The 20121-nt window shown below is 58.7% G+C and carries 14 protein-coding genes; 6 read left to right on the top strand and 8 right to left on the bottom strand.

The genetic code is table 11. The features are described 5' to 3' along the window. The first annotated feature begins 6 nt into the window (after window positions 1-6). The gene (gene glnA, locus QO002_RS12600; protein WP_307230131.1) at window positions 7-1416 is read left to right on the top strand and encodes a type I glutamate--ammonia ligase; all 1410 of its coding nucleotides are present in this window, start codon (window positions 7-9) and stop codon (window positions 1414-1416) included. Window positions 1417-1503: 87 nt separating this feature from the next. Here the strand turns inward: glnA and QO002_RS12605 are convergent, their stop codons facing one another. Together QO002_RS12605 and QO002_RS12610 are read right to left on the bottom strand one after the other, a co-directional pair. Then, window positions 1504-2538 carry a TAXI family TRAP transporter solute-binding subunit gene (locus QO002_RS12605; protein ID WP_307230133.1) on the bottom strand — a complete coding sequence of 345 codons (1035 nt, stop codon included), beginning with the start codon at window positions 2536-2538 and terminating at the stop codon, window positions 1504-1506. Between the two features lie 38 nt (window positions 2539-2576). Continuing rightward, on the bottom strand, window positions 2577-3620 hold the full coding sequence (locus QO002_RS12610) for a hypothetical protein (RefSeq protein WP_307230136.1): 1044 nt from the start codon (window positions 3618-3620) through the stop codon (window positions 2577-2579). 88 nt (window positions 3621-3708) lie between these two features. Here QO002_RS12610 and hspQ point away from each other — a divergent pair, with 88 nt between their 5' ends. Further along, window positions 3709-4038, top strand: coding sequence for a heat shock protein HspQ (hspQ, locus tag QO002_RS12615; RefSeq protein WP_307233351.1), 330 nt, complete (start codon window positions 3709-3711; stop codon window positions 4036-4038). A gap of 85 nt (window positions 4039-4123) precedes the next feature. Here the strand turns inward: hspQ and QO002_RS12620 are convergent, their stop codons facing one another. Next, window positions 4124-4753 (bottom strand): invasion associated locus B family protein, encoded by a 630-nt coding sequence (locus tag QO002_RS12620; RefSeq protein ID WP_307230137.1) that lies wholly within the window; start codon window positions 4751-4753, stop codon window positions 4124-4126. A gap of 286 nt (window positions 4754-5039) precedes the next feature. On the opposite strand from QO002_RS12620, the gene QO002_RS12625 reads away from it, so the two are divergent. Together QO002_RS12625 and QO002_RS12630 are read left to right on the top strand one after the other, a co-directional pair. Continuing rightward, the gene (locus QO002_RS12625) at window positions 5040-6842 is read left to right on the top strand and encodes an extracellular solute-binding protein (protein ID WP_370878546.1); all 1803 of its coding nucleotides are present in this window, start codon (window positions 5040-5042) and stop codon (window positions 6840-6842) included. Window positions 6843-6943: 101 nt separating this feature from the next. Further along, complete coding sequence (locus tag QO002_RS12630; protein ID WP_307230141.1) at window positions 6944-7603, top strand: DsbA family oxidoreductase; 660 nt, start codon at window positions 6944-6946, stop codon at window positions 7601-7603. Window positions 7604-7790: 187 nt separating this feature from the next. Here QO002_RS12630 and mfd read toward each other — a convergent pair whose 3' ends face one another. Further along, entirely contained in the window at window positions 7791-11306 is a 3516-nt protein-coding gene (mfd, locus tag QO002_RS12635) for a transcription-repair coupling factor (protein ID WP_307230143.1), read from the bottom strand. Beyond that, the gene (locus QO002_RS12640) at window positions 11306-11614 is read right to left on the bottom strand and encodes an FAD assembly factor SdhE (protein ID WP_307230145.1); all 309 of its coding nucleotides are present in this window, start codon (window positions 11612-11614) and stop codon (window positions 11306-11308) included. The genes mfd and QO002_RS12640 overlap by 1 nt, the downstream gene beginning before the upstream one ends. A gap of 132 nt (window positions 11615-11746) precedes the next feature. On the opposite strand from QO002_RS12640, the gene recG reads away from it, so the two are divergent. Continuing rightward, window positions 11747-13852 carry an ATP-dependent DNA helicase RecG gene (gene recG, locus QO002_RS12645; protein ID WP_307233353.1) on the top strand — a complete coding sequence of 702 codons (2106 nt, stop codon included), beginning with the start codon at window positions 11747-11749 and terminating at the stop codon, window positions 13850-13852. Here the strand turns inward: recG and QO002_RS12650 are convergent. The 3 genes from QO002_RS12650 to glmU all read right to left on the bottom strand — a co-directional run bounded on the left by QO002_RS12650 (window position 13839) and on the right by glmU (window position 18129). Continuing rightward, window positions 13839-14549, bottom strand: coding sequence for a DUF502 domain-containing protein (locus QO002_RS12650; protein WP_307230147.1), 711 nt, complete (start codon window positions 14547-14549; stop codon window positions 13839-13841). The two genes, recG and QO002_RS12650, sit on opposite strands and share 14 nt — an antisense overlap. A 166-nt stretch (window positions 14550-14715) precedes the next feature. Then, the gene (gene glmS / locus QO002_RS12655; protein WP_307230149.1) at window positions 14716-16542 is read right to left on the bottom strand and encodes a glutamine--fructose-6-phosphate transaminase (isomerizing); all 1827 of its coding nucleotides are present in this window, start codon (window positions 16540-16542) and stop codon (window positions 14716-14718) included. 219 nt (window positions 16543-16761) lie between these two features. Next, window positions 16762-18129: a bifunctional UDP-N-acetylglucosamine diphosphorylase/glucosamine-1-phosphate N-acetyltransferase GlmU gene (glmU, locus tag QO002_RS12660; protein WP_307230151.1), complete on the bottom strand. Its 1368-nt coding sequence runs from the start codon at window positions 18127-18129 to the stop codon at window positions 16762-16764. Between the two features lie 243 nt (window positions 18130-18372). Here glmU and QO002_RS12665 point away from each other — a divergent pair, with 243 nt between their 5' ends. Further along, a complete protein-coding gene (locus tag QO002_RS12665; protein WP_307230153.1) occupies window positions 18373-20121 on the top strand; it encodes a hypothetical protein in 1749 nt (582 codons plus the stop codon).

Here is a 20121-nt window from a genome sequence, read left to right on the forward strand (position 1 = left end):
CCCAACATGACGACCGCAAGTGACATCGTTAAGCAAATCAAGGAAAACGACGTAAAGTTCGTCGATCTGCGCTTTACTGATCCGAAGGGCAAGCTGCATCACGTGACGATTGATATCGGCTGTGTCGACGAAGACATGTTCGCCGATGGCGTCATGTTCGATGGTTCCTCGATCGGCGGCTGGAAGGCTATCAATGAATCCGACATGGTGCTGATGCCCGATACGGCGACCGTCCATATGGACCCGTTCTTCGCGCAGTCCACCATGGTCATCTACTGCGACATTCTCGATCCGGTATCGGGCGAAGCCTATAACCGCGACCCGCGTGGTACCGCCAAGAAGGCTGAAGCCTATCTCAAGGCATCCGGCATCGGCGACACCGTTTTCGTCGGCCCCGAGCCTGAATTCTTCGTCTTCGACGACGTGAAGTACAAGGCCGATCCGTACAACACCGGCTTCAAGCTCGATAGTTCCGAACTGCCGTCCAACGACGACACGGACTACGAGACCGGCAACCTTGGCCATCGTCCGCGCGTCAAGGGCGGTTACTTCCCGGTTCCGCCGATCGACTCGTGCCAGGACATGCGCTCCGAAATGCTGACGGTTCTGTCGGAAATGGGCGTCGTCGTCGAAAAGCAGCACCATGAGGTCGCCGCCGCCCAACACGAGCTCGGCGTCAAGTTCGACACCCTGGTGCGCAACGCCGACAAGATCCAGATCTACAAGTATGTCGTGCATCAGGTCGCCAATGCCTATGGCAAGACGGCAACCTTCATGCCGAAGCCAATCTTCGGCGACAACGGCTCGGGCATGCATGTTCACCAGTCGATCTGGAAGGACGGCAAGCCGACCTTCGCCGGCGACGAATATGCCGGCCTGTCGGAGAGCTGCCTGTTCTACATCGGCGGCATCATCAAGCATGCCAAGGCGATCAACGCCTTCACCAACCCGACGACAAACTCCTACAAGCGTCTCGTCCCGGGCTATGAAGCACCAGTTTTGCTCGCCTATTCGGCCCGCAACCGCTCGGCATCGTGCCGCATTCCGTTCGGCACCGGTCCGAAGTCGAAGCGTGTCGAAGTTCGCTTCCCCGATCCGCTGGCGAACCCTTATCTCGGCTTCGCTGCCATGCTGATGGCCGGCCTCGACGGCATCAAGAACAAGATCCATCCCGGCAAGGCCATGGACAAGGATCTCTACGATCTTCCCCCGAAGGAACTGAAGAAGATTCCAACCGTTTGCGGCTCGCTGCGCGAAGCGCTTGAGAACCTCGACAAGGATCGCAAGTTCCTGACCGCCGGTGGCGTGTTCGACGACGACCAGATCGATGCTTATATCGAACTGAAGATGGTCGAGGTCATGCGTTTCGAAATGACCCCGCATCCGGTCGAATTCGATATGTACTACTCGGCCTAAAAACCGGATACCGCGCATCCGAAACGGGTCGCAAGCAATAAAAAACCGGCATCGCAAGATGCCGGTTTTTTGTTGAACTCAAATGTTTCAGGGCTTTTTCAACCGCTGCTTCAGCAGGTTGAGATATTCCTCATTGCCGTCAGGTTCGGCCTTTGGCGCAGCACAGCCCGGCTTATAATCCATCGCCATCCCCGCCTTCACGCAAATGCCAACCTGCCAGCCGGGCGGCAGTTCGTTGAGATCGACGCTCTTCCATTTTGGGTGGCCGGTTTCTTTCAGCCGATCGAGGCCGTTGAGGATGAGGTTAGAGAAATCCGAGACTGCCTTGCAGCTTGCTCGCTGGTAGGCATTGCGTTTGACGTCATAATCATAGGTCATCATGACGGCCTTCACCGCAATGAGATCGACAGGTTCTTTCTGGAAACTGTAAGCGCCCGGCTCGATGCGGGCAGCGGTGTAGGTGGCAAGCAAAGGCGCCTGCGTAATCGGCAGGAGATGGAATTTGCTGCCGTCGATCTCGTTTTTCGCAAACAGCGCCGCCGGAGCACCGGCGACGTAGAACAGGGCATCGATCTCGCCCGAGAGAAGTTTCGGCAGGGCCGCATCCGGGTTGATTGCCAGCTGATCCGATGGCTTGACCTGCAGGATGTCAAGGATAAGCGACGCTGTCAGATAAGTGCCGCTGTCCTTCACGCCGACCGCGATCTTCTTGCCGGCAAGGTCCTTGATGCCTGCAATATCGCTCCGTGCGAGGACATGGACCTCCTCGTTGTAAAGCGGAAACATGATGCGCACGCCCTTGACCGCCTGCTGAACCTCGGGATCGTTCGCCTCAAAGGTCTTCAGATATTCCAGCACGTCGCTCTGCACGATGCCGAACTGGGTGTTGCGCCTGTTGCGCACGCCAACGAAATTCTCCAGCGAACCAGCACTTTGGCGAACGTTGAGCGTCAGGCCGCAGCTTTTACCGAGGCCGGCGATATCACGGCCGATCTGGATATAGGTGCCCTGCGCCCCACCGGTCATGATGTTCTTTTCAAATTCAGCCGCCCGCAAAAACGATGATGAGACGGCGAAGAAAAGAAAGGCGAGGATGATACGATTGAGGTTGCTTGGTGACATGTGGCTCTCCCTGTTCTTTTCTCCTGCCGGGACGTGCGTCAGCAGTCGCTCTTTAGTTCCCGCATCAAATTGCGCATGACGATCAAGGGAACCTTGTCGAAGACGGTTTCCAGCGCTTCGGTCACGCAGGCACCGGATGCGAGCTGGTCCTGCAACTTTCTTCGCTCACTCTCGTCCAGGCCGCCCAGTCCAGGCAAACCATTCACAAGCGTTGCAACCTCGGCGTCATCGCGCGGCGTTCGGCCCGGTCCGCCGCTAGCGGTCACCGGAGGCGCTTGATCTGTCGCGGTAGGCTTTGTCAATGCGAGCTTCTGCTCCAGGGCCTGGTTTTTGGCCTTCTCGGTGGCCAACTCGCGCTCAAGGCCGGGTATTTTCTGGTTCTGCAAGGTTGTAAGGGTGGACTTTGCAGCCGTGGCATCCGCCTGGGCTGCAAGCAGAAGTGATTGGGTTCCAGCACGCGCACTTTCGAGATCGCTCTTCTCTGCGCGGAGCCGCTCCAGTTCCGCGTTCAGAGCTTCCGTATGCGCCTGCAGATCACTTGCATCGGCCGTGTCGGCGGCCGCGCCTTCACGCAGAGTTTTCAATGCTTCCTCGGCAGCGGTCTTCTCTTCAGAAAGGCGCAACGCTTGCGATTTCAACGCATTGACGTCTTTTTCCAGCTTGGAGATCGTTGCGTCGCGTTTGTCCAGTAGACGGTTGAGTTTTGGAACCTCGTTGAGCTGCAGGTCGGCGTAATCCTGTTCAAGCTTACCGGCCCACTCTCCAGAGTTGCGCTTCTGCGAGTTCATCTCGTCGGTTATCTTTTTCTGCGAAGTCTCTGACGCAGCCAGCTTGTCCGACAATGCGGTGTTGCTTTCGGTCAGCGCGGCAATTTCGGCGTGCAAAGTCTGGCGTACGAGCCAGCCGTAGACGCCGGCGCCGATCAGAACGACGCACAGAATTGCCGCCAGGAGGAAGCCCGAGCTCCCGCTTCGCGCGACCTGCGTATTCCTGCCCCATTGATTGCTCATACTGCATCCGCTGCAAGGAAATATTCTCCGAATGAGGTACGCCCAAACGGCTGATGAGGCAAGCAAGGGCAAGGTTAGTCGCCCACAGCTTGCAAAGAGCATGGCTATTGATGTTCGCTGAAAAACCCCCACATAATGTAGTGGAAAGGAACCGAACATGATGAAGCAAAGAGATGCGAAATTTCAGATCGGCCAGGTGGTACGCCACCGCGTGTTTCCGTTCCGCGGCGTCATTTTCGACGTTGATCCGGAATATGCGAACACCGAAGAATGGTGGAATGCGATACCGGCCGAAATCCGTCCCTCGAAGGACCAGCCGTTCTACCATCTTTTGGCTGAAAACGACGAAACCGAATATGTCGCCTATGTATCGGAACAGAACCTTGTTTCCGACGATACCGGAGCGCCGGTTCGCCACTCCCAGGTGAACGCGTTCTTCGACCCGGAAAGCGTTGGCCTGTATACTCCCAAGACTGTCCAGCGCCATTAACCGAAAGCGCCTGCAAGGGCATTACGGAAAGCATAAAAAACGGCCCGGCAAAAATGTCGGGCCGTTTTCGTTGTGAACGATATTATCAGTTCTGCTTGGCGGCCTTCTGGGCTTCTTCAAGCTTCTTGCGAGCGTCTTCTGCCTTCTTCTGCATTTCTTCCTGCAGCAGGCGCTGACGCTCCTCGAGCTTCGACTGCTCGATCGGTTCGCCATCGTAAATGCCGGTAAAGCCTTCAAGCGATATCTTGATGGGGTTCGGAGCGCGCTGGAAGTTGACGGAGGTGAAAACCACCTCGCCGCCCTTCTTCAGGCTGGCAAGAACCGCGTCGCTGAGAGCGACTTCGGCGACGCACTTGTCGGGCATGCAGACTGCGTAGTCCAGCTTGGCAGGCTTGCCACCATCGATCTGCATCTGGATGCCGACCGGAATCATGCGAGCGGACGGAACCGAGACCTGAAGGATCTTGCGGTTTACCTTGCCCTTGACGTCAATCAGGCCGACAGCCGTGATCAGCTGACCGTTGTTGGCCGTCAGAAGGTTCTGAACGATGCAGACGTCATTGTCTTCCTGCTTCGTGCAAACCTTGAACCAGCCCTGCGGACGGCCGCCATTGGCCTGCTGTGCGAGGGAAGCAGCCGGCATCGCAGCCACGGCAACGGCACCCGCAAATGCCGACAGCGCAGCCTTTTTTGTGAAATTTGACTTGAAGATCATAGCGATATCGGTCTCCTGAATTCCGGTCATCGAGCGGGCTTTTGCCGCTCGTCATCTCTGGTCAGTCGCCCGCTCTCCTGTTGGGAAAATAAGGCAATTGCATGACCCTTGTCTCCGGACACACCTGTTACAATGCAAGCGACCGGATATCCAGTCTTTCCTTTGTGATTTTGGAAGCAAGCGGCATGTTTTTAAGGGCATCGACAATTGGAAAACATCGCCGACGTGCTAGTTTGCCATGAATCACATGGCATGCTGCGGCGGGAGGTGAACTTTGCGCGCATTGATCCTAGGCTTGTTTACTCTGGCTGCAAGTATCGTCGCAGGCCCGGCGGCCTTTGCCGAGCCGGTTCATGCGATTGCCATGCATGGCCAGCCAGCCCTGCCCGCCGACTTCAAGAATTTCCCTTACGTCAATCCGAACGTCAAAAAGGGCGGGAAGATCTCCTATGGCGTCGTAGGTACGTTCGACAGTCTCAACCCGTTCATCCTCAAAAGCATGCGCACGACGGCGCGTGGCATGCTCGACCCGGAATACGGCAATCTCATCTACGATTCGCTGATGCAGCGCTCACGCGATGAGCCGTTTTCATTATACGGTCTGATCGCGGAAAGTGTCGAATGGGATGACGATCGCAGCTTCATCCAGTTTAATCTCAATCCGAAGGCAAAATGGGCCGACGGACAGCCGATTACGCCGGAAGATGTGATCTTCACCTTCGAGCTCTTCCGGGACAAGGGTCGCGTGCCTTTCAGTACCCGCCTCGACAAAGTGGCGAAGATGGAGAAAGTCGGCGACCGAAGCGTCCGCTTCACCTTCAACGATCAGGCCGACCGGGAGTTTCCACTGCTGATCGCGATGACCCCTATTCTGCCGAAGCATGCGACCGATGTGGCGACGTTCGACCAGACATCGCTGAAATTTCCACTTGGCTCGGGACCGTACCAGGTCGCCGAGGTGAAGGCGGGCGAGCGCATCGTCTACAAGCGCAATCCCGACTATTGGGCAAAGGACCTCCCCTCGAAGGTCGGCTTCGACAATTACGACGAGATTTCGGTCGAGTATTTCTTGCAGGACAATTCGCTGTTCGAAGCCTTCAAGAAAGGTGAAATCGACATCTATTCTGAAGGCAGCCCGACGAAATGGGCGCGGGGTTACAATTTTCCAGCTGTCCAGTCTGGTATAGTAATCAAGGACCAGTTCACGCCGAAAACGCCATCCGGCATGCTGGGGTTCGTCTTCAACACCCGCCGCCCAATGTTTGCCGATGCCAAGCTCCGCCAGGGCCTCGCGATGGTCTTCGACTTCGAATGGGTCAACAAGAACCTCTTCGACAACGCCTACACCCGCACCCAGAGCTTCTGGCAGAATTCCAGCCTCTCCTATCTCGACACTCCGGCTGATGATCGAGAACTCGGGTTGCTGGGCGATATCAGAAACCGCATAAATCCGGCAGTTCTGGATGGGACCTATCGCCTGCCAGTTACCGATGGCACGGGGCGCGACCGCAACGTGCTGCGCGAAGCGGTGACGCTGCTGCGCGAAGCCGGGTATTCTATCAAGGACGGCAAGATGGTCGATGCCAAGGGCACGGCACTTGCCTTTGAGATCATGACCCAGAACGAAGGTCAGGAAAAACTTGCGCTTGCCTATCAGCGCTTCCTGGCAGCTCTAGGCATTGCCGTTTCCGTCCGCACGGTCGATGATTCGCAATACCAGCAGCGCAGCCAGTCCTTCGATTACGACGTCATCGTCAAATCCTTCACATCGTCGCTGTCGCCCGGCATCGAGCAGGTCGGCCGCTGGACATCCGCGGCGCGGGAGCGTCAGGGCAGTGACAATTTCGCAGGTGTGGCTGACAAGGATGTCGATACGCTGGTGAACAACATTCTTCAGGCGCGAACAGTCGAGGATTTCACCGCTGCGGTGCGCGCCCATGACAGGATGCTGGTATCGAACTTCTATCTGGTGCCGCTCTATCATATCTCGGCCCAGTGGCTTGCCCGTCACAAACATATCGGGCGGCCGGAGACCGTTCCGCTCTACGGCTACCAGTTGCCCGTGTGGTGGGACGAGAGCGTTCAATAGCAGTTCGGTCGGGTTGGTATACTGGAGGTAACGCATTGAACCTCGACGGTCGATCTCCTATGTCGCTTGTTCGGAAAGTGCTCGGCGAAGGAAGAAGCAGCATGGAACATGTCGTCATTGATGTCGTATCGGATGTCGTTTGCCCGTGGTGTTATCTCGGCAAGGCACGGCTGGAACAGGCAATTGCCGAGGTCTCCAACGAGATTATTGTCACGGTGAACTGGCGTCCCTACCAGCTCAATCCCGACCTGCCACCTGAGGGCGTCGATCACAAGGCGCATCTCGCCGCCAAGCTCGGCGGAGCGGCGGCTGTTGCCCAAGCCCATGAACGGTTGACGGAACTCGGTCGCCAGGACGGGATCGCTTTCGATTTCGATGCGGTGAAGATCAGCCCGAACACGCTCGATGCCCACCGCTTGCTGCGCTGGGCGGCAAATGAAGGCCGACAGAACGAAATCGCTTCCGCCCTGTTCCGTGCCTATTTCGAAGAGGGGCGAAATGTCGGCGATCGCGCCGTACTGAACGACGTGGCCGCCAAGGCAGGGCTGGATACCGCTGTGATCGACGTGCTCTTGTCGTCGGATGCAGACAAGGACGCGATTGGCGAGGAAATCGCCATGGCGCGCGATATGGGCGTTAGCGGCGTTCCTTGTTTCATCATCGACAATAAATACGCCGTCATGGGTGCGCAGCCCGCCGATGTTCTCGTCAATGCTTTCCGGGAAATTGCAACCATGAAGGACCCGAAGCAGGTCAATTGAGTGCACACTGTCGACCTTCCCAGATGACGATAAAAAGCCGACATCCTCCCCTCCGTCATGCTCGTGCTTGACCCGAGTATCTATCGCCGCCTCCGCATATGAGACGGCTCAGCAGATCCTTGGGTCAAGCCCAAAGATGACGCAGAGAGGGAAGGCAAGGCTTATCCAGCAAGCTCTGACAGCGTCGTCAAGCTTCCTTTGCCAGAGCGGCAAGCTGGGTCATCAAGACGGCAGCGCCGGAAAGCCGCTTTTCTGGTGTGGGGAAATCCCGCTGCAGGAACAGGCTCTGGTCAGGTCTGATCCTGGCAAGTATCCCCTGCTTGGCAATATAGCCGACGAGAGCTGCCGGGTTCGGGAACTCGCGATGGCGGAAATGAACCACCACACCCTTCGGCCCTGCATCCAGCTTCTCAACGTTTGCCGTGCGGCAGAGCGATTTGATATAGACGATCTTCAAGAGATGCTGCACCTCCAGCGGCAAAGGCCCGAAACGGTCGATCAGTTCGGCGCCAAAGGAATCGATTTCCTGGAGATCGGTGATCTCGCCCAGGCGACGGTAGAGCCCGAGACGCAGATGCAGGTCGGGCACGTACTCGTCCGGGATCATGACCGGCGTGCCGACCGAAATCTGTGGCGACCATCCGGTGTCGATGATCTCTTCCTCGCCCTTCAGTTCGGCAACGGCTTCCTCCAGCATCTGCTGGTAGAGCTCGAAACCGACTTCCTTGATGTGGCCCGACTGCTCGTCTCCCAGCAGGTTCCCTGCCCCGCGGATATCGAGGTCATGGCTGGCAAGCTGGAAGCCGGCGCCCAGCGTGTCGAGGGACTGCAGCACCTTCAGGCGACGCTCCGCCATACCCGTCAGCTTCTTGTTGACGGGAAGCGTGAACAGCGCGAAGGCGCGGACCTTGGAACGGCCGACACGTCCACGCAGCTGATAGAGCTGCGCCAGACCGAACATATCTGCACGATGCACAATCAGCGTGTTGGCGGTCGGCACGTCCAGACCGGATTCAACGATCGTCGTCGATAGCAGCACATCGTAGCGGCCTTCGTAGAAGGCATTCATGATGTCTTCGAGTTCCGTCGCCGGCATCTGGCCGTGAGCGACAGCGACCTTCAGTTCAGGCACGCTGGACTGCAGGAATTCATGGATTTCCGAGAGATCGCTAAGACGGGGGCAGACATAGAAGCTTTGACCACCCCGGTAATGCTCGCGCATCAGAGTTTCACGGATCACCAGTGCATCGAAGGGCGAGATGAAGGTGCGCACGGCCATGCGATCGACCGGTGGCGTGGTGATCAACGACAGCTCACGCACGCCGGTCAAAGCCAGCTGCAACGTACGCGGGATCGGCGTCGCCGAGAGCGTCAGCACGTGCACATCGGATTTCAGCTCCTTTAGCCGCTCCTTGTGCTTCACGCCAAAATGCTGCTCCTCGTCGATAATCAGCAGACCGAGATTGGCAAACTTGATCGACGAACCGAGCAAGGCATGCGTGCCGACAACGATATCCGTCTTGCCTTCCGCGACTTCCTTCTTGGTCAATGCCAGTTCCTTCGAACCAACAAGCCGCGAAGCCTGAGCGATGCGCACCGGCAGCCCGCGAAACCGCTCGGAGAAGGACTTGAAATGCTGGCGGGAAAGCAACGTCGTCGGCACGACGACAGCCACCTGAATACCGTTCATAGCCGCTACGAAAGCAGCCCGAAGCGCGACTTCCGTCTTGCCGAAGCCGACATCGCCGCAGACCAGACGATCCATCGGTCGTCCCGCGGCAAGATCGTCGCGCACGGCTTCGATGGAGGTCATCTGGTCCTCGGTTTCTTCATAAGGGAAGCGGGCGGCGAACTCGTCATAGAGCCCCTCCGGCGTCGTCAGCACCGGCGCGCGGCGCGTCAGGCGCTCTGCGGCAATGCGGATGAGGCCACCGGCCATGTCCAGAAGGCGCTTCTTGAGCTTGGCCTTGCGCGCCTGCCACGCGACACCGCCGAGCTTGTCGAGCATCGCGTCGCTGCCCTCAGAGCCGTAGCGCGAGAGAAGGTCGATGTTTTCGACAGGGAGAAAGAGTTTGGCATCGTCGGCGTAGACAAGTTCAAGGCAGGCATGCGGAGCACCCGCGGCCTCGATTGTGCGCAGGCCGACGAAACGGCCGATGCCGTGTTCGGCATGGACGACAATGCTGCCCTCGTCGAGACCGGCGACCTCGGCGATGAAATCGGCGCCACGGCGTCGGCGTTTCGACCGACGCACCATGCGGTCGCCGAGAATATCCTGTTCACCGATAACAACGAGATTTCCAGTCTCAAAACCGCTTTCCAGATTGAGAACGGCCGACCCCGCCTCTCCTGCTTTCAGCAAGGCAACATCGGCAAGATTCGCTACCGGCTGGATATTGCCCAGCCCGTGCTCCACCAGTACCTGCAATAGGCGATCGAGGGAGCCCTCGGACCACGCCGAAATCAGCACCTTTGCGCCCTTCGAGCGGCGATCGGCGATATACTTCACGGCCTGATCGAAGACGTTGACGCGCTCGTTGTCGGGTGTGCCTTCCGTTGCATTCTTCGCCCAGCGCACGCCAAGGCGCGCATCAATGGTCACAACCTGCCGCGCTTCACCCTCATGCTCGATGAAAGGTGAGAGGCGAATCGCCTGTCGCGACAGGAGCGCGGCGTTGAATGATTCAGCGCCCAGATAGAGCATTTCCGGCGGGATCGGCTTGTAAGGCGTTCCCTGCGTTATCGCCTTCTTTCCGGGATTGGCCGATTCCTGCCGGGCTTCGTAATAGTCCTGAATAAGTTTGCTGCGCTCGGCCGCGGCCTCGCGAACCACATGGTCGGTGACAATCCTGAAGTCGGCCAAGTAGTCGAAGACCGTTTCCAAGCCATTGTAAAACAACGGAAGCCAGTGCTCCATGCCGGCGTAGCGCCGCCCCTCGGAGACCGCTTGATAAAGAGCATCGTCACGGGTCGTCGCGCCGAAGAGCGACAGATAGCCGGTGCGGAAATGGCTGATCGTCTCGGGCGTCAGTGACACTTCGCTCATCGGGCTAAGATCGAGTGAATTGGCCTGCCCGGTGGTGCGCTGGCTTGCCGGATCGAAGAAGCGGATCGTCTCCAGCGTGTCGCCAAAGAAATCCAGGCGTACGGGCTGCTCGCTGCCCGGCACGAAGACATCGAGAATGCCGCCGCGAACCGCGAATTCCCCGACTTCGCGAACCGTGGCAACCCGCTCGAAACCGTTGCGTTCCAGGCGGGCCGCGATGTCGTCCATCCGGATCGTGCTGCCAGGACGAGCCGAGAATGCCAGCCCTTCGATGACGGATTTCGGTGCCATCTTCTGCAGGGCGGCATTGACAGTCACGAGCACGATCGCCGCATGCGGCTTCTGCGCATGGGCGATAAGGCCGCTCAAGGCAGCAAGCCGGCGCGCGGAGATATCTGCACTGGGCGAGACGCGGTCATAGGGCAAACAGTCCCAGCCCGGCAGGGTGAGGACAGGGATGTCGGGTGCGGCGAAGCCGAGCATCTGTTCGAGATTGGCAATCCGTTGGCCATCGGACAGGATATAGGCCACGGGGCCGTTGGAGCGCGCCAGCTCTGCGAGAATCATCGGCTCGACACCGGATGGCACCGGGCCGATTGTCAATTCGCGCGAGACGGAAGCAATCTTTTTCGGGTCAAAGCCCGCGATCATGGACATCAACCGTTCCTATCGGGATGGTTCTCTTCAAAATCGGGGCGATAGGACGCAATGCGCTCAAATAGAGGTGTGCGAAACCTGTCCGGCAGCGGCTTCTCGCCGGTGATCCACTTCACCAGATCATTGTCCTCTTCCGCCATGATCGTTTCCAGCTCGTCGAGCGTCTCTTCCGGCAAGTCGGCAATCTCGGCCTCGGCAAATTGCCCGAAAACGAGATCCATTTCGCGAAGCCCACGGTGCCAACAGCGAAAAAGGATACGGCGGCGGCGCGGATCGAGATCGGCGCTGGTGCGCGAGATGCCAGTCATGAACCAAGTCCTTCCTGCCGCGGGCGCGTTTGGCGATCGAGCCAGCGCCGGCGGTTCCGTCTGGCTCTATAAACACTGAAAAGGCGATTGTCAGCCTTGCCAAAGACCGTTTCCTCGTTTCAGTCTCCCGTCATGCGTCCGCTTCTGCTCGATCCTCTCTTTGCGCCCCTCGATACGCTTTCCGGCATCGGCCCGAAAGCCGGTGAACTTTACGCACGCCTGCTCGGCCGCGAGAGCATCGACGACTGCCGCGTCATCGATCTCGTCTTTCATGCCCCCTATTCGCTGATCGATCGCCGCGAGCAGCCCGGGATCGCGCGCGCACCGCAGGGCGCGACGGTTACCATCAAGGCGCGGGTCGATCGCCATCAACCGCCGCCGCCCGGTCGCAGCAATCAGCCTTACCGTGTGTTTCTGCACGACGAGACAGGCGAACTTGCGCTGACATTCTTCCGCGCCAAGGGGAACTGGCTGGAGAGGGCGCTGCCGGTCGATGAGACAGTGATAGTCAGCGGCAAGGTCGACTGGTTCAACGGTCGCCCCTCGATGGTGCATCCGGATTACATGGTGCGGGAGGCCGATGCCGCAAACCTGCCATTGGTTGAGCCCGTCTACAGCCTGACTGCAGGTCTTTCCGCCCGCATTCTGCGAAAACAGATCGAGACGGCGTTGCAACGGCTTCCGGAATTCCCGGAGTGGCTGGATGAAGCGCTTATCGAAAAACGGCATTTTCTGTCCACCCGCGACAGCTTCCTGCAACTCCATGAGCCGCACGAAGCAGCCGATATCGATCCGCAGGCCCCGGCGCGCAGGCGGCTTGCCTATGACGAATTCCTGGCCGGGCAGCTTTCGCTTGCACTTGTACGCCAGCGCTTGCGGCGGGTCGCAGGCACACCGGTCAAGGCCACCGGGAAGCTGAGCGGCGCAGTACTGTCCGCCCTTCCCTTTTCCCTCACCGACAGCCAACAAGCCGCCATTGCCGATATTCTCTCCGACATGGCCGGCAACGAGCGCATGCTGCGACTGCTGCAGGGCGACGTCGGGTCCGGCAAGACGGCCGTCGCACTCATGTCGATGCTTGCGGCGGTCGAATCCGGCGGGCAGGCCGTTCTTATGGCCCCGACCGAAATCCTTGCGCGTCAGCACTATGCGACCCTGTCGAAGATGGCGGCTCCCGCTGGGCTGACGATCGATGTTCTCACCGGGCGGACCAAGGGACGGGAACGGCAGGCGATCGAAGAGCGTATCGCCTCCGGTGAAACCGATATCGTCGTAGGCACCCACGCGCTCTTCCAGGACAGCGTGATCTACAGGAACCTGCTCCTTGCGGTCGTGGACGAACAGCATCGCTTCGGCGTGCATCAGCGGCTGCGGCTGACGGCAAAAGGTATCTCCCCGCACATGCTGGTCATGACCGCAACACCGATCCCACGGACATTGGTTCTGGCAGCCTTCGGCGACATGGACGTGTCGAAGCTGACCGAGAAGCCGGCTGGTCGCAAGCCGATCCAGACCGTCACCATCCCGACGGAGCGTACCGGCGATGTCATCGAGCGGCTGCGCACGGCCATTGCCGAAGGCAAAAAGGCCTACTGGATCTGCCCACTCGTCGAGGAATCCGAAAATTCCGATCTGATGTCAGCGGATGAGCGGTTTCAGACACTGAAAAGCAGTCTCGGCCCTGAAATCGGTCTGGTGCACGGCAGAATGAACGGCGCCGAGAAAGATGCCGTCATGCTCGCCTTCAAGAATGGCGAAATCCGGCTTCTGGTCGCCACTACGGTGGTCGAGGTCGGCGTCGATGTCCCGGATGCGACAATCATGGTGATTGAGCATGCCGAGCGTTTCGGTCTTGCCCAGCTTCATCAGTTGCGGGGGCGCGTCGGGCGTGGCGACGAGGCTTCGACCTGCATCCTTCTCTACAAGGGACCGCTTAGCGAAAACGGCCGTGCACGCCTGTCCATCCTGCGCGATACCGAGGACGGCTTCGTCATCGCCGAGGAGGATCTGAAACTGCGTGGCGAAGGCGAGCTTCTGGGAACACGCCAGTCCGGAACGCCAGGCTTCCGCATCGCCAGTCTGGAGGCCCACGCCGATCTTCTTGAAATTGCGCGAAAAGATGCCGCCTATGTGCTCGAAAAGGATCCTGAACTGACGTCACCACGCGGGGAAGCCCTGCGCACCTTGCTCTACCTGCACCGCCGGGACGAAGCGATCCGCTTTCTCAGGGCCGGCTGAGGAAACGTTTGGGCTTAGGGTTCTGAAGCGGAGCCTGAGGCTGAAGCGTCGCAGGCAATTGCTCAGGCACCACAAGGCCTCCGGAAATCAGCATCTTGGCCGCATCCTCGGCGCTCATGTCGAGCAGCACGATTTTGTCGCGTGGTACGAAGATCAGAAAACCAGCCGTCGGAACCGGTGTCGGCGGCAGGAAGACTGCGACCATGTCGAGGCCACGATCGGAGAACTTGACGGCCACTTCGCCCTTGGCGTCTGTTGCGACAAAAACCAGCGACCACAAACCGGGGCTTGGGTATTCGATCATACCGGCCCTTTTGAAGGAATTAGACTGATCCTGAAGCACGGTCTGGAAGATCTGTTTCAAGCCCTTGTAGATGGTACGGACCAGTGGCGTGCGGGCAAGCAGCGATTCGCCGAAACCGACGACGCTGCGACCGATCAGGTTGGCCGCGAAAAAGCCGACGAGCGTGATCAGCAGCAATGCCGTCAAAAGGCCGAAGCCGGGGACCGGATAAGGAAGAAAATTGTCGGGATTGTAGTCGAACGGCAGGTAAGGTTTTACCCAGCTGTCTGCCCAGAGAATGAAGGACCATGTGATCCAGGCCGTAATCGCCAGAGGAGCACAAATGATCAGCCCGGTCAGAAAGTAATTCCGCAACCGGGTTGCCAAAAATCCGCGTGCCGGCTTGTCCGTCATGCTGTTTCGCTAGCTCGTACTGCCGTGAAAGGCCGGGTGATACCGCACCATGCCGGACGCCGGGGCCGAGGACAAGGGCAGCGCAAGAAAATATTGCGGCGCACAAACGCGGCCGCTGTCAACGACCGTATCGGTTCCCGATCGCCATCCCACCCCGAACGGTTGATCACTCGACGGTGACCGACTTTGCCAGATTGCGCGGCTGGTCGACGTCCGTCCCCATGAAGACGGCGGTGTGATAGGCAAGCAGCTGGATCGGCAGCGAAAAGATCATCGGCGCGATGATCTCGTCGACAACAGGCAGGACGATCGTGCTCATCGTCTCGAGCTTTGAGGCCGCCGCGCCTTTTTCGTCAGTGATGAAGATGATGCGGCCGCCGCGAGCCGCGACTTCCTGCATGTTGGAAACGGTCTTCTCGAAGAAGCGGTCGTGTGGGGCGATGACGATCACCGGCATGTTTTCGTCGATCAAGGCGATCGGACCGTGCTTGAGTTCACCGGCAGCATAGCCTTCGGCATGGATATAAGAGATTTCCTTGAGCTTCAGCGCGCCTTCCATTGCCAATGGATAGCTGGTGCCGCGGCCGAGATAGAGCACATCACGGCACTTAGACAGTTCGCGCGCCAGGCTCTCCATCTTGGGCTGAATGCTGTTCAGCACAGACGACATGATCCGCGGCATCTCCGTCAGATGGCGAACAAGGCGCTCTTCCTCCTGTCGCGATACGGTGCCGCGAGCGCGGCCGGCGCCAATGGCAAGGGCGGCAAGGACCGCCAGCTGGCAGGTGAATGCCTTGGTCGAGGCAACGCCGATCTCGGGACCCGCCATGATCGGGAACACCGCGTCCGATTCACGGGCAATGGTGGATTCCCTTACGTTCACCACCGCGCCGATCTGCAAGCCTTCATCCTTGCAGTAGCGCAGCGACGCAAGCGTGTCGGCCGTTTCCCCGGATTGGGAAATGAACAGGGCGGCCGATTGGGGCGAAAGCGGAATATCGCGGTAGCGGAACTCGGAGGCGACATCCGCCTCAACCGGTAGCCGCGCGTATCGCTCGAACCAGTATTTGCCGATGAGGCCGGCAAGATAGGCCGTACCACAGGCAGAAATTGCCAGGCTCTGGACCTTGGCGAAGTCGATCGAGACAGCTTCGAGATCGATCCGGTTTTCAATCAGATCAACATAGTGACCAAGAGCGCGCGAAATTACTTCGGGCTGTTCATAGATTTCCTTTTCCATGAAGTGCTTGTGGTTGCCCTTATCGACCATATAGGCCGCCGCAACCGAGACCTGCCGAGGGCGTTCAACCCGGTTACCGTCATGGTCGAGAATCTCGACGCCATCGCGATTGAGCACGGCCCAGTCGCCGTCGATCAGATAGGTGATTTCGTTGGTAAAGGGCGAAAGCGCGATAGCATCGGAGCCGAGGAACATTTCGCCTTTGCCGTAACCGACAGCCAGCGGCGGGCCGCTGCGTGCAGCCATGATCGTGTCGGGTGCATCCTCGAAGATCACCGCCAGCGCATAGGCGCCGGTTACCCGTCGAAGCATTGCCTGCATGGCCTCGCGGTAACCAAGTCCGTCGCGACGGTACTTTGCCAAAAGCTGGGCAACGACTTCCGTATCGGTCTGGGTCTTGAACGTCGCACCTGCGCCGCCCAGTTCATCCTTGATCTCGGAGAAATTCTCGATGATGCCGTTGTGGACGACCGCCACGCCATCGGTGAAATGCGGGTGGGCGTTGTTTTCCGTCGGTGCGCCGTGCGTCGCCCAGCGCGTGTGGGCAATGCCAATATTACCTGCCAGCGGCTCCGCCTGCAGTCTGGTCTCAAGATTGACGAGCTTGCCCTCGGCGCGCCGCCGCTCGAGCTTTCCATCATGGATGGTGGCGACACCGGCGGAATCATAGCCGCGATATTCAAGCCGTTTCAGCGCATCGACCAGCCGCTCCGACACAGCTCGATCCCCGACGATGCCAACGATCCCACACATATTTATCTCCGCATATCTGGCAGCCCCGAACCGCCATTCCCGCCAATAGCACGCCTACGCTCAAATGTAAGAATGCAATAACACTCTGAATTCCTGCACATTTTCGCCGTTAAATCCATTCCGATTTAAGGCGTAGCGCAGTGGTAGCCGATCTATCGAAATGCGCAATCGGCAGTGAACTCACTTTCAGTTTCAGATTTTAACGAAGTCCCTGCAGCCTTATTCAGCGCTGCTTTTCTTCCGCTCGGCCTTTTCCGCCAGATACTGTTCGCGCAGGACCTTTGCCCTGCCCGGCTTGATCGTCTGATGCGCCCGCCCGAAGGCCACCGCGTCGGCGGGAACATCGTCAGTGATGACACTGCCGGATGCGACAAGGGCGCCGTCCCCCACGGATACAGGCGCGACCAGAGAGGAGTTGGAGCCGATAAAGGCATTGGCGCCGATCTGGGTGATGTGCTTGTTCACCCCGTCATAATTGCAGGTGATCGTGCCGGCGCCGATATTGGTCTTTGCGCCCACGAAAGCGTCGCCGATGTAGGTCAGGTGATTGACCTTGGCGCCTGCGCCAATCTCCGCCTTCTTGACCTCACAGAAGTTGCCGACTTTCGAATCGGGGCCAAGGTTTGCACCCGGACGCAGCCGTGCGTAGGGTCCGACGGTCGCGCCGGCGCCAACATGCGCGCCTTCGAGATGTGAAAAAGCATGAATGACGGCGCCGCTTTCGATGGTCACGCCGGGACCGAAAACGACATTCGGCTCGATCAGTACATCTTGAGCAATTGCTGTGTCATAGGCGAGAAACACCGTTTCCGGAGCGATCATGGAAACACCGGATACCATCAGCTCATGACGGCGGCGGCGCTGCCATACGGCTTCGATGCCAGCGAGTTCGGCACGATTGTTGCAGCCCATGAGTTCGGTCTCTGGCGCCGCCACCGCAATCGCTGAACCGCCAGCAGCATTCGCGACCTCGACGATATCCGTCAGATAATACTCGCCCTTGGCATTGGCATTGCCGATCTTCTCGATCAACGACAAGGCCTTGCGTCCATCGATGGCCATCAGGCCGCCGTTGCAGTAGGTAATCTTGCGTTCCGCCTCGCTTGCATCCTTCTCTTCGCGGATGGCGACGAGCGCACCGTTCTCGACGATCAAACGGCCGTAGCCGGTCGGGCTGGTAGTCTCGAAACCGATCACGACGACGTCATTGCCCTCAGCCAATCCCTTGCGGGCGGCCAGAAGTGGCGCAGCAGTGATCAACGGTGTATCCCCGAAAACCACGAGAATGTCGTCATAACCATCGGCGATTGCGGCGCCGGCGGCGAGAACAGCATGGGCGGTCCCAAGACGTTCGGTCTGCAGGTAGGAGGAAACGGCCATCTCGTCCCGACGGGCGACCTTTTCAACAGCTTCAGCGTCACGGCCTAGAACCAGCGCCGTCGCAGAGATACCGGCCTCCGCCAGCGATTCCATGACATGCGCGATCATCGGGCGACCGCCGATCGGATGCAGCACCTTCGACATCGAGGATTTCATACGGGTGCTTTCCCCCGCAGCAAGCACGATCGCCAGACATGAGCGCTCCATGCCGATTCTCCCTTATTGGCAATGCAGGACGCAAAATGAGTCCAGGCACCTCATAATTTCATCGCCGGTTCCATATCAGGAAGAGATTGCGAGAACCATAACTCTCGCTGAAAGACCTGTCCGTTAACCGGGCTAAAACTCGATCCTGCCATAACTTGCCCATGCCGATCACATCCGCCAGCGCCGCACGCGCGCATTGACTGCGGACTAAAACAGCGATGCGCGGCGCGGAAGGAGATGACGATGCAGGCTTCCACGGATATCGCCCCTGCATTGGGCCAGGGAAACAGTCTCAAGAAGGTTGTTTTCAGCCCGATATTCTTTTTGATCATCGTCGTGTTTCTTCTGGTGCCGCTCGCTCTCGTGAGAACGATCCCGATACCGCTCGGCGCGATGTTCTGGGATCAGTATCTCTATATTGATGCGGCAAATCGCATTGCCGGCGGACAGGTGCCGGGTGTCGACTTTTTCGCCCCGGTCGGGAGCCTCGGTTATTACCTTTTCGCGGGCTTGATAAAGCTGTTTCCGAACGGTGCGATCCTGCTTCTGTCCAACTGGTCGCTGCTGGCGGTAACCGCCCCTCTCACGGCGCTCGTGCTTTTCGACGCCCAGAAACGTTCGCACGCAACGGCCTGGGCGCTCCTTCTGCCGTTCCTGGTGTTTTCGCTTCTGCCGTTCAATACCGGTGACTTTTATCCATTCCCGGGTACGGATGGCTTCGGGATCTACAACCGCCAGGTCTGTCAGCTTCTGTATGTGCTTGCCGCCGCTCTGTGTTTCCTGCGCGCGCCAGCCCTTCTTGGCATCGTTGTTGCGCTCGCGATGCTGACGTTGCTTTTCGTCAAGGTGACGGGCGTCGTGTCGGGGGTACTGCTCTGCGCGATGGCATTTGCAGCAGGCCGCCTGCCTTTTCGGGTCGCGCTGCTGTCCGGCCTCGTCTTTTTTCTTGCGATCGGACTCCTTGAAATATCGTCTGGCATCGTTTCAGCCTATGCCGACGATATGATCGCTTTGCTCGTTCTAAATGACACCAGCCTTCTGCCGCGACTGTTGCAGAGTGCGTCGATCAACTTCGGCATCATAGCGAGTGCCGGCCTTCTCGCCGTTGCCCTTTTCGTCATCGATCGGGAAAAAATCTCGAAAGACTGGACGTTATTCCGCTCAACCCCGAGCGCAACGACCGTTTCTCATCTGCTAGACCAGAACTGGCTCTGGCTGGCTGCCTTTCTTCTCGCCGGGCTCCTGTTTGAAAGCCAGAATACCGGTAGCCAGGCCTTCATCTTTCTGTGGCCGCTCGTGCTTGCCATCCTGATCGATGTTTATCGCGTCCGAGGTTCCTCCCCGGCTTTTATGGTTGCCGGCGTACTTGCGATGGCCGCCATGCTGCCGCCTCTCGTCACGATCGCGCAGAAGACGGCGCGGTCGACAATCGGAAGTGTCAACGACATCACCCTGGAAAACCGCAACCTCAAGACGCTCGGCGCCGTCTCTCTTCGTCCGGTATTCGTGACACGCGCGGAGCGGATGCATGTGAACTATATCGCTCATCGCAACACGTATGAAGAAATCGCCAGAGCGGGTGAACTTCCGGCAAACCTGCTCTACAGTGACTTCGACTTCTATTGGCTTTGGTTGCAGACCATAGACGACGCCATTGACGCACTAAAAGCTCATGAAACTGCCGGAAATGTCCGTTTCGAAACCATGATGTCCATCGATTTCACCAATCCGTTTCCCTGGCTGATGGACAGGCAGGCGCCGCATGCCATCACAATCGGCGCCGATCCATTCCGCGCCGTACCTCCGCCAAACGAGAAGGTTGCCAAGGCCGTCGCTGCCGTGGACATTGCACTCCTGCCCACCTGCCCGCCAACAACCGCGCGCCGAGCGCTGCTCGGCCTCTACGAGCCGTTCCTGAAAGATGACCATACCCGCATCCAATTGACGCCCTGCTACGATGCCTTCGTGCGAAACGCTCTGATGGCAAAATAG

The organism is Pararhizobium capsulatum DSM 1112, from assembly GCF_030814475.1.
Taxonomy (GTDB): domain Bacteria; phylum Pseudomonadota; class Alphaproteobacteria; order Rhizobiales; family Rhizobiaceae; genus Pararhizobium; species Pararhizobium capsulatum.

Excerpts from the sequence above, each read along its gene's own strand:
- glnA (WP_307230131.1), top strand. The coding sequence starts at position 7 with ATGACGACCGCAAGTGACATCGTTAAGCAAATCAAGGAAAACGACGTA.
- QO002_RS12605 (WP_307230133.1), bottom strand. The coding sequence starts at position 2,538 with ATGTCACCAAGCAACCTCAATCGTATCATCCTCGCCTTTCTTTTCTTC.
- hspQ (WP_307233351.1), top strand. The coding sequence starts at position 3,709 with ATGAAGCAAAGAGATGCGAAATTTCAGATCGGCCAGGTGGTACGCCAC.
- QO002_RS12620 (WP_307230137.1), bottom strand. The coding sequence starts at position 4,753 with ATGATCTTCAAGTCAAATTTCACAAAAAAGGCTGCGCTGTCGGCATTT.
- QO002_RS12630 (WP_307230141.1), top strand. The coding sequence starts at position 6,944 with ATGGAACATGTCGTCATTGATGTCGTATCGGATGTCGTTTGCCCGTGG.
- mfd (WP_307230143.1), bottom strand. The coding sequence starts at position 11,306 with ATGTCCATGATCGCGGGCTTTGACCCGAAAAAGATTGCTTCCGTCTCG.
- QO002_RS12640 (WP_307230145.1), bottom strand. The coding sequence starts at position 11,614 with ATGACTGGCATCTCGCGCACCAGCGCCGATCTCGATCCGCGCCGCCGC.
- recG (WP_307233353.1), top strand. The coding sequence starts at position 11,747 with ATGCGTCCGCTTCTGCTCGATCCTCTCTTTGCGCCCCTCGATACGCTT.
- QO002_RS12650 (WP_307230147.1), bottom strand. The coding sequence starts at position 14,549 with ATGACGGACAAGCCGGCACGCGGATTTTTGGCAACCCGGTTGCGGAAT.
- glmS (WP_307230149.1), bottom strand. The coding sequence starts at position 16,542 with ATGTGTGGGATCGTTGGCATCGTCGGGGATCGAGCTGTGTCGGAGCGG.
- glmU (WP_307230151.1), bottom strand. The coding sequence starts at position 18,129 with ATGGAGCGCTCATGTCTGGCGATCGTGCTTGCTGCGGGGGAAAGCACC.
- QO002_RS12665 (WP_307230153.1), top strand. The coding sequence starts at position 18,373 with ATGCAGGCTTCCACGGATATCGCCCCTGCATTGGGCCAGGGAAACAGT.